9 protein-coding genes are annotated in these 12043 nt (G+C 61.4%); all 9 read right to left on the bottom strand.

The features are described from left to right. Nucleotides 1-62: 62 nt before the first annotated feature. The 9 genes from EV675_RS28810 to EV675_RS28765 all read right to left on the bottom strand — a co-directional run bounded on the left by EV675_RS28810 (nucleotide 63) and on the right by EV675_RS28765 (nucleotide 12041). On the bottom strand, nucleotides 63-437 hold the full coding sequence (locus tag EV675_RS28810; RefSeq protein WP_130362105.1) for a DUF6984 family protein: 375 nt from the start codon (nucleotides 435-437) through the stop codon (nucleotides 63-65). Nucleotides 438-1818: 1381 nt separating this feature from the next. Then, entirely contained in the window at nucleotides 1819-3234 is a 1416-nt protein-coding gene (locus EV675_RS28800; RefSeq protein ID WP_130362104.1) for a mannose-1-phosphate guanylyltransferase/mannose-6-phosphate isomerase, read from the bottom strand. 153 nt (nucleotides 3235-3387) lie between these two features. After that, entirely contained in the window at nucleotides 3388-4911 is a 1524-nt protein-coding gene (locus tag EV675_RS28795; protein ID WP_130362103.1) for a glycosyltransferase, read from the bottom strand. A 24-nt stretch (nucleotides 4912-4935) separates the two neighbouring features. Continuing rightward, nucleotides 4936-6108 (bottom strand): glycosyltransferase, encoded by a 1173-nt coding sequence (locus EV675_RS28790; protein ID WP_130362102.1) that lies wholly within the window; start codon nucleotides 6106-6108, stop codon nucleotides 4936-4938. 81 nt (nucleotides 6109-6189) lie between these two features. Continuing rightward, the gene (locus EV675_RS28785; protein WP_130362101.1) at nucleotides 6190-7320 is read right to left on the bottom strand and encodes a glycosyltransferase family 2 protein; all 1131 of its coding nucleotides are present in this window, start codon (nucleotides 7318-7320) and stop codon (nucleotides 6190-6192) included. A 25-nt stretch (nucleotides 7321-7345) separates the two neighbouring features. After that, nucleotides 7346-9112, bottom strand: a complete 1767-nt coding sequence (locus EV675_RS28780) for a glycosyltransferase (protein WP_130362100.1) — start codon at nucleotides 9110-9112, stop codon at nucleotides 7346-7348. A 68-nt stretch (nucleotides 9113-9180) separates the two neighbouring features. Beyond that, on the bottom strand, nucleotides 9181-10218 hold the full coding sequence (gene galE / locus EV675_RS28775; protein ID WP_130362099.1) for a UDP-glucose 4-epimerase GalE: 1038 nt from the start codon (nucleotides 10216-10218) through the stop codon (nucleotides 9181-9183). Next, a complete protein-coding gene (locus tag EV675_RS28770) occupies nucleotides 10215-11120 on the bottom strand; it encodes a glycosyltransferase family 2 protein (RefSeq protein WP_130362098.1) in 906 nt (301 codons plus the stop codon). Before EV675_RS28770 ends, galE begins: the two co-directional genes overlap by 4 nt. Nucleotides 11121-11126: 6 nt before the next feature. Next, a complete protein-coding gene (locus EV675_RS28765; RefSeq protein WP_130362097.1) occupies nucleotides 11127-12041 on the bottom strand; it encodes a glycosyltransferase family 2 protein in 915 nt (304 codons plus the stop codon). Between the last annotated feature and the right edge of the window lie 2 nt (nucleotides 12042-12043).

Raw genomic sequence — 12043 nt, 5'->3', positions numbered from 1 at the left:
TCTACTTCTGACTTCACCAGTCTTGCGGGGAAATTACCAGAAAAATAACATGCCATCTCTACCTAGTCTTCTCTTACTAAGTGGAAATCTAGTTCTTCTAAAGGGGTGTTTAGATATTTTCCGTCTTGGCGAAAAATTTCTAATTCTAATGGATAAAAATCCAATCCGATCACGAGAACTGCCTGAACCATAACCTGGTCATAGTCGACAGCATCGCCAACAAAGGCAGAGGCTTCATACCCTTGTCGCTCGACGTTGATTTGATCAGGTCGAGACAGTCGTAAACAATATCCGTCGCCCATGTTTCTTGCGAGTAATTCTGCAACTGAATGCACGACAAGCAGAGTATCTTTCCCTTGCCATAATCGAGCGACGAGACTCGCCTCTGCTTTTGTGAGATTTCTCCACTTCTTAGCGGGTTCGAATCGATCCGACATTAATCGCTCCATCATCGAACTTATAAGCGGAATAGCGGACAGTAACGCCTTGTACATTGACAGGGTTGTGTCCACCCAACCCCCCGGGTGGAAGAGCCTGGACGTCGCGAACGATCAAGTCTTGACGAATGGCATTTTGCACCTGATTTACATCGAGGCCTTTGCTTTCTACCCATCGCATAGCATGAGAACTGTCGTTCCTATTTGTCCCCCAATGAATTACTAACTCATCTCGTGTGAAGAAATTTACTAAGTTTCGTAATAATGAAACCCCGCGACCGACCGGCGCCAACGCGATTTCCGGATAGACCCCCTGCAGTCCAGGCTCGAGAGAAGCGGTACGCGCAGCGGCTTCCCGCTCCTTTTGCGATGGTACAGGCTGAAGCCGCAGCTGCAGCTCGAAACAAAGCCGTGATGGAAGGAGCGTGCCCTGCAGGGTTTGAAAATAACTGTGCTGGTCTTCCTAGGACGACGGGGACTCGCGACGGAGTAGATGCTCTGAAAACGATCGGGTCTGCTACGGGGGCAGGTGCTGCTATCATGTTTAGAAACCCTGAAGCTGCTACTCGATTGGCGGTTATATCCCTCACAACATCTGCGGGTGTTCAATATTTTGAACCGAATCCAGGCGCCTCTATTGTCGAGGCTTTTTCTTGGGGATTGTCGCAGTATATTGAGACTCACTTTCCCGCGACGGCACCGGTGAACTTTGTGATAAACGAGACTTTTAAGTTGACTCCTACATATCGACTGATGACTGATCAGACAAACAACAAACTGCTAAGCAAATAATGTTTAAAAGATCTGAAAAAATTGCGAAGCTTGGACTTGCTACAGGGTTCTTGTTGGTTCCAGTTGCAATTTTTTGGTTAAACGGTTTCTGGTTTAAGTTGGCTTGCGCAGTAGGGTTAGGGTTGATATATGGTTCGGGACTCGTCTTGCGTCGGATTGGTATGGAAAGACTGAGGGAGGAATCCAAGCTGAAGCCACCTTTTGGTTAAGCCTTCTTTGCTTTCAGCTGCGCCCATATACGCAAGCTTTTGATGCCGCTGGCTACTTGCGAACGGAACGCCAGTGCAGATGCTCAAGCCCGGCGCAAGAAAAACGCACCGGGCCTACTATGGGCGTACACGCCGGCGACGTCCCATGACAGTCTGCGTGCGGCAGTCTACAACTTTACGCCCAGCCAGGGGTGAGCACTGCCGCACGTTCTTCCAAGACCGTTCATGCTGATGACCGACGATTGCTCGAGCTACAAGGCGTGCTGCGCCGCGCGGGCATCACGGCGTTGGGCCACATGGCGCACCGGCGCAAGTTCCACGCACTGCACGCCACTCACCAGAGCCAGATCGCCGGCGCGGTGCTGGTATTGACGCATCCGTCAACTCCGACCATAGATATCCGCGAACCGTACAATATCGTCCTCGCCCAAATACTCCCCGCTCTGCACCTCGATCATCACAAGGTCGATGATGCCGGGGTTCTCCAGGCGGTGCTTGTGCCCGGCGGGAATATAGGTCGACTCGTTGCTGCGAACGAGGAACGACTCCTCGTCCTTGGTGACTCGTGCGGTGCCGCTCACCACGATCCAGTGCTCGCTGCGATGGTGGTGCATCTGTAGCGAAATGGACTGCCCCGGATGAACGACGATGCGCTTGATCTTGAAGCGGTCGGCTTCTTCCAGGATGGTGTACGTCCCCCAGGGCCGATGGGCCGTCCGATGGATGCGGTGCACATCGCTGCCGCGCGCTTCCAGTTGCGCGATGACGCGCTTGATGTCCGGCAGCGCGTCCTTCTGCGACACCAGCAGCGCATCGGCCGTATCGACTATGACCACGTCCTTGAGGCCGATCGCGCCAACGACCCGGCCGTCGGCATGGATGTAGCAGTTGTCCAGCTCGACGGCGATGACGTCGCCGTCGAGCTGGTTGCCGCGCGCATCGCTCGGGAAAAGATTGCCGAACGCGGACCACGATCCGATGTCGCTCCAGCCGATGTCGCAGGGCACCACGGAAGCCTTGTCGGTTTTCTCCATTACCGCGTGGTCGATCGAAATATCCGGCGCCTGGGTGAACGCCGCTTCGTTCAGCGCGACCTGCCACTCGTTCTGCCCTTCCAGCACGCGCGCCGCGGCGACGCTTTCCTCGGCGGCTCGCAATACGTCCGGAGCGTGCGTGGACAAGGCTTCACGCGCGACATCGACCCGCACGCAGAACATGCCCGAATTCCACAGATAGCGGCCGCTGTCCACGAACTCCGTCGCCCGCTCCAGCGACGGCTTTTCCACGAAACGCAGCACATCGGAGCCCGAGGCTTCGATGTAGCCGTATCCCGTTTCAGGTCCATCCGGCTGGATGCCGAAGGTAACGATGCGCCCCTGCCGGGCCAGTTCCACGGCGCGAACCACGGCGGCCTGGAAGGCCTCCAGATCCTGGATCATGTGATCGGCCGTCAGGAACAGCAGGACGGCCTGGGGATCGATCCGCTGCGCGACGACGGCCGCCGCCGCGGCGAAGGCCGGCGCCGTGTTGCGGCCTGCCGGCTCCAGGACCATGCCATGATCGAGCGCGGGCAGATCCAGTTCGCGGAACTCGTCCATGGTCTTGAAGGACATGGTCTGGTTGGTGACCGTAACCAGGTGCGAAACGCCGGGAAGCGACGCGGCGCGCAGGAAGGCCTTCTGAATCAGGCTCTGGCCGTCGGCCAGGCGAATGAAGGGCTTGGGATGCAGCTCGCGCGAAACGGGCCAGAGCCGGGTGCCTTTGCCGCCGGAGAGGATGACGGGAACGAGAGCCATATGCGTATGAGAATCAGGATGGAACGATGCCAGGTCGGCGGCACGGAAGAAGCTCCGCCAGTGTAATGACAATCCGGCCCTGCGACATCGTCGCTGACAAATGTTAATCCCGTCCGCGAGCGCCCGCCCCTTCTGGCGGCGCCGCCCTGCCGGCTACGCCCGTCCTCCCGCCGCCGGACGCAATGCCGACTTCACGACGGAAGGCACCACGCGCTTGAGGAAACGCGCCACCCCGCCCCACCTGAAGTGGGCCCCGTGGGACAGAATATCCTTGACCGACTCCCGGAAATAACGGCTGGCGAATTTCCGGTCTATGCGGCCCAACGCCCACATGTGCGTATTGATCTTGCACTGGAGAAGCTGACGCTCCAGGCCGGCGTCCGCCCATACGCCCACCTTCTCGTCCAGCCAGTCGAAGATCGGAAAGTGCACGAAAAGCCGGTCGTCCCTGACCGCGATATCCTGCCCCTCCCGCTCCTGCCGATAGTAATAGAAGCATTCGGGAATGACGGACATGCGTTTGACGCGCGCAAGCGCTTCGAACTGGAACGGCAGGTCGTCGAAGCGGGGAATGTGTTCAGGGAACTCGATTGCATTGCCGCGCAGGAACTCTTGCCGGTAGATCCGCCGCCAGATCGTGGGCCTTACCACCAGGTAGGACCGAGGATCGGCCACCAGCCCGCAATTGCCCGAAGCCGATTGCGCTCCCCAGGCCGTCGAGTCGTGCACTTCGCGGCCCGAGTCCTCGAAAGCCTCGATGTATCCGCACTGGGCGATGTCGGCGGCATTCAGCACGGCGGATCGGTACAGGGCTTCGAACATTTCCGTTCCGACCCAATCGTCGCCGTCGACGAACGCCACATACTCGCCCTGAGCGACCCGGGCGCCGGCATTCCGTGCGCTGGCGCAACCTCCGTTCGGCTTGTGGACGACCTTTACCCGTTCCGGATACTTCGCGGCCCACTCGTCCAGGCGCTCGCCTGTCGCATCCGGAGAACCGTCGTCCACGGCAATGATCTCCAGCGACCTGAGCGTCTGGTCGACCAGGGTCTGCATGCAACGGTCGATCCAGGGAAGCACCTTGTATGCGGGAACGACGACCGACACCTCGAAAGCCGCGGCAGGACCGCTTGCGGCCATGGGGTCAGGCAGCCCTTTGACCCGCCAGTAAAAACTCTCGGCCCGTGCGCGACAGAAACGATAGACCTCGAGCGGATCGGCATCCAGAGGATCGAAATCCCCGCAAACGTGCCCGACGGCACACTGCTGCAGCAGTTGGCGCAAACCCGCCCAATCGAAATTCTCCGCGGCGATGCGAGCCGCCGCCAGGTTGCCGGGAGACCCCTGCAGGAACTCTTCGAGCGTGGCGTAGAACCTTACCCGCTGCCGCCAGCCAAGCGTCTCGATGTTCTCCAGACATTCGTCCAGTTCCGTCTTCAGTGCCCGGTTGGGCTCCACGACGCAAACCGTGGCCACCTGACTGGACGCCAGCAGGTGGACGATTTCGAATCCGGACCGTGCTCCCACCAGCAGGACGCAGTCGCTATGCCGCGTAGGCCGGCATCCCAAACCAAAGTAGCTCCCCGCCAGGCGGTTGCCGTCTTCTTCCCGATACCTGGAGATAAGCGGCCCGTTCAATCGGGACGCGATTCGCGCTGCTTCCGAAGCTCTCAACATGGTCGATTCCTGTTCCTGATTCCTTCAGCCCTTCGCCACGAGACCGCGCAAGCCGCTCTTGAACTTGCGCAGGCCGGCCCTTGCCAGCGTGCGGCGGAACTTTCGTCCATGCTTGCGATTGAACAAAAGCCCAAGCGCCCAGAACCGCGCGCTGCGCCTTCCCGATGAGTGCGCGACGAGAAAGCGGACGGCTTTCGCCCTGAAGGCGGAAACCAGGATGGCCTCGCGGCGATCGATGCCATGCCCCATGGCATAGGACGCGGCGGCGGGATCTATGGACGCTTCCAGGTGCTCGCAGGCCTGGCGAAAAAAGCGCTGACGATCCCGGTTCAACGTGTGCATGCCGCACCAGTAGGTCATGCGCGCCGCCATGATCGCGATGTACGCCCGGCCTGCCGTACTAACCTGGAGGCGCCGCGCAGAGTCGAAGGCAATCTGTATCGACTTGAGCATGTCGAACCGCTTCTCGCTCTTCTGGTCGGTAATCTTGCCCGGGCGGTTGACCCTGTAGTGGTAGCCGGTCGAATTCAGCAAGAGCACTCTCTGCGCGCAGGCGAGCGCCTCGACGTGCGCGGGGAAATCCTCGAAATGCAGGCCCAGGGGGAAAGACAGGGCATTCCTGTCCGCGAAACTCCTTCGCCACAACCGGGTGTTGGCGTTGGGTTCGAATCGGAACACGCGCGGCTCGCGCAAGGCGCTCGTGACCAGCATCGGCCGCCCATCCAGGACTTCGTCCCAAAGCGAGGCATCGTAGAAGTCATAGACGATCTGGGAAACCCCGTCGAACTCGACCGTCCGGCAGATGGCGACGTCGCAGTTTTCCCGCAATGCGATTTCCGCCATTTTTATATAGCAAGGGCTCTCGATCCGGTCATCGCTGTCGCAAAAGCCGATGAACTCTCCCTGGGCATGCCTGACGCCGGCCATGCGAGCCGCCGACAGGCCCGCGTTGTCCTGGCGCAGATGTAGCGTCGGCACGTCACAGGATTTCGTCCACGACGAAATAACCTCCCCGCTGCCGTCGGTGCTGCCATCATCCACGACGATGATCTCTATACACGTTCCCGCCATCGCGGCGATGGAATCGAGGGTTTCGACCAACACGCCGCGCGTGTTGAACACGGGCACGATCCATGAGATCAAGGGAGCCTGACCGGAGGGCCGCGGCCTGCTATCGCTGATGATTGATTCGTTCATTTATCCAGATTCCGATTCCGCTTACCCACGTCGCCCGGCCGCCAGGCCTGCCCCGTGGATATGGTTCCGCACCCCCTGCCATCAACGTGGCGGCGTCTTGCGAAGCCTGAGTTTGAACAGGATGGCCTTGGCTACCCCCTTGGCAGCCTGAACGCCGAACACCTCGGGGGACAGTGCCCCGCTCACCCCGGTAGGCGCCCCACCCGCCGTGCCCGAAGCGTTTTCCATCCACCGCAGCCTTGCCTCGATTTCCAGCTGGCGGGAACTACGCAGGGCAATCGGAAACGGGAACTTCAACCGAGGCTCGTAAACCTCCCGCGCACGCTCGACGAGGTCGCGGTTCTCCTCCCGCTGCGAGAAATAGGCCAGGTGGATAAAGGGAATGGAGGCCTGGCAGACGATATCCCGATCGCGCTTGGCGCAATACTGGTGCAGCATGTGTTCGTCATCCGTTCCGCCATCCTCGACCTTTTCCCAAAGCGTGCGTCGGAACACCAGGCAACCGATGGAGTATCTTTCCTTCGAGGGCACGGGAATACGCCCCAGCGACCGCGTGGCTTCGATGAAGGCATCCGGCTGCAACGTGGTCCGTTCGTGCAGCCAGCGGGCAATGTGAGGGTAACCCCAGACCGTCCCGTTGGCACCGGTCCCGACCTCGGACGCCGGCAGGATACGGTACGGCGCCGACTCCGCGCCGGCACCGATGCGGTGCTCCATCGCCACCGAGGAAAAATACTCCTCGGCAAGGCCCATCGCCTTGATGGTCTCCAGGAATCCCCAGCAATTGTTGTTGATCAGAGGCGTGACGTAGGCGAGACGCTCGCCCCGTGCCTCTTCCTCGGACAGGAAGCACTCGACCAGTTCGTTCAGCCAGCCCGGGGCGATCGGAAAGGCATCGTCGTCGACTTTGCAGATCAGGTCGTAGCGGGCAAATTCGTCCGACTGCAGCAGACGGCTGATGCTGTGGTACGGCGGGCCGGGAGGAAGCCAGTCGACGACCTTGACCGTGCGCGGGAAAAGCTGCTCGTAGCGCCGCGCGACTTCCAGCGTGCGCTCCGCGTCGTAGTTGCCCCGGCAGTTCTGCAGGATATAGAACGGCACGTCGCGATTGCCATAGGCCATATGGCACGCAAGCGCCAGTTCGGTCGCTTCGTAGTCGCGACATGCCAGCATGACGACAGCGATCTTGTTTCCGCGAAAAGTCTCTTGCACAAAATTTCCTTGGGAATGGATCTGATTAATACAGCTTCGCTTGCCAGAACTCCGAGGTCCGCAGATGCTTGCCTTCGGTACGATAGAGCTCGATCAGGCTACGGCTGAGGCGGGTCAGCCGCCAATGGACCTTCAGCATCCGGCACAAGACGGCAAGCAGCTTGCGGCGGTCTCGTACATGCACGTTAAGCTGCGCGCCCGCGCCAGAGACGAACGCGCGGGCTCTCAGCAGATTCCATCGCCCGGCCTCCCAGCCGATTCTCGCGTGCGGCAGCCTTGGATGAAGAAGCAGGTCGGGAATCAACAGCCCTCCCACGCTGACCAGGCCGAGCAACCGTTTCAGCTTGTACTTGGTATAGGAGATGCGCGCGAGGCTCTCGAACTCCTCCGGCGAAGCGGCCCGCACCGCATCCCGGCCCTTGACCTTGGCAAGACTGGCGAACGGCGCCGGATTCTCGCCGAAGAAACGGGGCCCCTGGGCGGCGTCCTCCAGGCCGTCCAGCACCGCCATTGCCCCCGCATAATCGAATCTCATGGCCAGGTCGAGTGCGGCGGCCATGGCGCGCCACAATCCGTGGCGCGCGGTGGAAACCTCTCCGTGCATCAACGCAAGCGCCCACCAGCTGCGCCATGCGAGATAGTGGGTGGGCGGAGTCAGCTTGTAGCCGAAATTGTCGCACCAGGTGGCAACGCCATTCAGGGTGACCACGGGCAGGTCGTTGGACAGGCTGAAATCCGTATCGTCCCCCCTGACGAAAAAAGGGAAAGGCATGTGCCGCACCGCCGCAAGCGGGAAGGCGAAATACCACCACGCGCCGTAATTGGCCTCGTCCGGCCCGTCATTGTCGGCAACGACGGCCGCATCGCTCAGATCCCGCAAATGGTTCAACGCACGCCAGAAGGGCCCGGACCCCGCGTCCACCCGCATCACCGCCCCTTTTTCGAACTGAATGGTGGGGCGGTCCACGTACAGCATCGCGCCGGCGACACCGGCCCGCTCGTCCTTGCATCTGGCGAGCAAGGCCACCGTCCGCCATACGCTCTCCGGCTCGCAGGACGCATCGTCGTCCATGAACAGGACATGGGTGTAATGGCCCGCCTTGCGCGCTTCCATCAAGCCCCGCGCAAAACCGCCGGCGCCGCCCAGATTGGGGTTGTGTAGAAGCGTGACGGTCCCGGTGTCGACGAGATCCAGCGTCTGCCCGTTGTCGATCACGTATAAGTGCAGCTCCCCTTGCGGGAAACGCGGAATCGTCACCTCGGAAAACCGCCGCATGGCCTCCCGTGCCGCGGCTTCCCGCTTGAACGTCGTAATGACCCCGGCCAGCCTTACCGGCCTCAGGGGAGCCTGGGCGGTAACCCATGCCACGGAAAGGAGCCTTGCCTCGGTCGACGTGTCGTTCCTGACTTCCAGGGCCAGAATGGTGCCGGGAAGACTAGCGGGCCCGGGCAGGGGCAACAGGACTTCGCCGTCTCCCAGCACGACGGTCTGCCTGCAGACCACCGCCGCAGCGGCGGTTTCCGTCAGGGCATGAACCGTCACCTCGACCGTGCCTTCTCCCCGCAACCGGACAGCCAGATCGCCGAGGCCGGTCAGGGCATGCCATTTCCGGTGGCTGAACGCGTTGAAGAAAGTTGCCAGGTCTATGGTCGTACCGGGCGCGATGGGCAGCACGCCGCGCGTATCGGCAAGCCTTGACGGACCGGCAACCCAGCGAGCGTAAAGCGCGACCCGATCGGCCAGGGTTTCATCGGGAAAAACGAAATTCTGAAGAATGTAGTGATCGGTCATTATTGGAAAAATCGTTCGCTAACCGTCGGTTCGCTTCGGCGGGTGCCGTCTCGGCTGACGCCGGCGTATCAGCTCGTGTAGCCGTCGGGATTGCCCGACTGCCAGCCCCAGCCATCCCGGCACATTTCTTCGAGGCTGCGCGCCGCTCGCCAGCCCAATACCTGGCTTGCCGCGCCCGCGTCCGCCCACATCTGCGCCACGTCCCCCGGCCGCCGGGCGACGACCTCGTACGGAATGGACAACCCGGTCACCGCCTCGAAGGTGCGGATCAGGTCCAGGACGCTGGTCCCCTTCCCCGTTCCCAGGTTCAGGGCCATCCAGCCGTATTCGCCACCGCGAGCGTACTCGACGGCTTTCACGTGGCCGACGGCCAGATCGGATACGTGCAGATAGTCACGCACGCCCGTCCCATCCGGGGTCGGATAGTCGTCGCCGAATACCGTGAGCTTGTCGCGCTTGCCCACGGCCACCTGGGTAATGAAAGGAAAGAGGTTGTTCGGCGTACCGCGGGGCGATTCGCCGATGCGGCCACTTTCGTGCGCTCCGATCGGATTGAAATAGCGCAGGTTGATCGCGGTCCTGCCTGCCTTCGCGCGGCACCAATCGGCCAGGATGGCTTCCACCATGGCCTTGGTATTTCCATACGGATTGGTCGGGGCCAACGGATGGCTTTCCGTATACGGCAGCGTCAACGGTTCGCCATAGACCGTCGCCGACGAACTGAAGACGATGCGTGAAACCCCCGCCTTTTCCATGGCCTGCAGCAGGACGATGCTGCCGTTCACATTGTTGTCGTGATAGACCAGGGGCTGCGCCACGGACTCTCCCACCGCCTTGAGTCCGGCGAAGTGCACCACGGCATCGACTGGCGCTCCCGACTCCCGCGCTCCGGCGAATATGCGCTCCAACAGGGCGGCGTCACGCACGTCCCCCTGGTGCCACTCCACGCGTTTCCCGGACAGCATCTCGACACGTCTTAACACCTCGGGCGAACTATTGACGAAGTTGTCGACCACGATGGGCCGGTGCCCGGCGGCAAGGAATTCGACAAGGGCATGAGAGCCGATATATCCGGCCCCACCTGTGATCAAGAGCGAAGTAGTCATGGATTTTCTAGAAGGTCAGCCCTCGGGCTGTCGAATTTTCGTGCGGCGTGAAGCGCGGACCACAGCATTTTTCGCCGCGACCGTCCTTCGGCCGAGAAAAAACTGATCCCCACCAGAGCCACGGTGATCAAGTAGGGTTTCAGCCGGACCAGGATGTTCTCGCCGTACCTGAATTGCACGACGAAGAAATTGCGGAACATGTAGAACCCCTTCCAGGAGTCCAAGGCATGCTGCTGGACGAAATCCAGCTGGCGCACCATGACCGCGTCCCGCACCGCGGTGATTCGATAGCCGGCGCGCCGGATGCGCAGCGCGTAGTCGACGTCGTCGTAGAAGATGAAATAACGGGCGTCGGGATACCCCACCGCATCGACGACCTCGCGGCACACCATGAATCCCTCGAAGGCCACGTTCTCGACGTCGGAAACTTCCGGCATCCGGCCACGCTGGCGGTAAACCTGGGCCACGGATTTGCGCTTGGGCCTGAGCGCGAGCGGGTTGCGCAAATCGAAATGCACGGCCGAACGTTCGGCCAAGGCACCATCCAGTCCCTCGCGCACGGCGATCATGGCTGGCTTGCCTTGCGCCAGCAGTTGCGCGGCACAATCGTCGGCGGGGACCACGTCGTCGTCCATCAACCAGATCCACGCCCACCCATCGCGATGAGCCTGCTGCATGCCCATCGAAAACCCCCCGGCTCCTCCCAGGTTTTCTTCGCTATGCGTGATGCGCAGCGGCAGGTCCCGGCGACAGGACAGGTAATCGCGTGTCGTATCGGTCGATGCATTGTCGATGATGTAGACGGCACCGATCGGCACGGTCTGGCGGGCCAGCCCGTCCAGGCATCGGGCCAGCAGTTCGCAGCGGTTGTGCGTGACGATGACGACTGCAATATTGTCCACGTAGGCTTACTCGATGAAGCGCCGATGGCCCGAGAAATCTCCACGCCATCCAGCCGCCAGCGCGCGCAAGCTCAGTCGCAGCCGGGCCAGACTGGGCCGGGAAAAGGTGTAGAACCACAGGGTCTTGGCCGCGAAGACGAGCGCCGCCACCCGGCCGCGATAGGCCAGGAGGTTGGCGGTATTGTTCCTGCACAGGCAGTAGTGCTTGAGCAGCGATCCGGTATTGTTGAAATGCATCAGGCCAAAAAACATCGGCGCACCCAGGTCGTCCTGACGGGGATGATAAAAGCTTGCACCGCATACTGTAACAATTTGTGCACCGGCCCGCGCGGCTCGCCACACATATTCGATATCGTCCCCCCAGATAAAGAACTCCTTGCGCGGCAGGCCGATCTTCGCCACCAGTTCGCGCGTGACCAGCACGCCGTTGAAGGGCATGACCACCTCCGGCAGCAGCCCTTCGGTACACGCTTCTTCCACGGCGCGGCGGCTGCGCAGGATGCGCGAACTCCTTGGCAGGCGCAGCGGGAAGCACAGCTGGTCCGGATGCTTGTCGTCCAGCACGACGGGCCCCCAAAGGTCCAGCCCCTGACGCGCCTCTAATAGACGCTGCAGGCAATCCGGCGCGGGATGGCCGTCGTCGTCCATCAGCCATGCCAGTTCGGCGCCGGAACGCATGGCCCGCTCCAGGCCATGGTGAAAGCCCCCTGCACCGCCTTCGTTGCGCTCGAGCGTAACCAGCTCCACGTCCGGCCGGGCAAGCGTGCCGTCCTGCTCCAACGCCGCCGGCGTGCCGTCTGTGCTGGCGTTGTCGATGATGATGATCCTGTCCGGCGGCCGCTGCTGGCCGAGCAGCGCCTTCAGGCACCTTGCGAGCAGCGCCTTGCGGTTGTAGGTGACGACTACCGCGCAGACGTGCATGG

The sequence above is a fragment of the Pigmentiphaga kullae genome, assembly GCF_004216695.1.
Classification (GTDB): Bacteria; Pseudomonadota; Gammaproteobacteria; order Burkholderiales; family Burkholderiaceae_B; genus Pigmentiphaga; species Pigmentiphaga kullae.
Note: the sequence above shows the minus strand (reverse complement) of the source record. Positions and strands in the feature narration are given on the sequence as shown.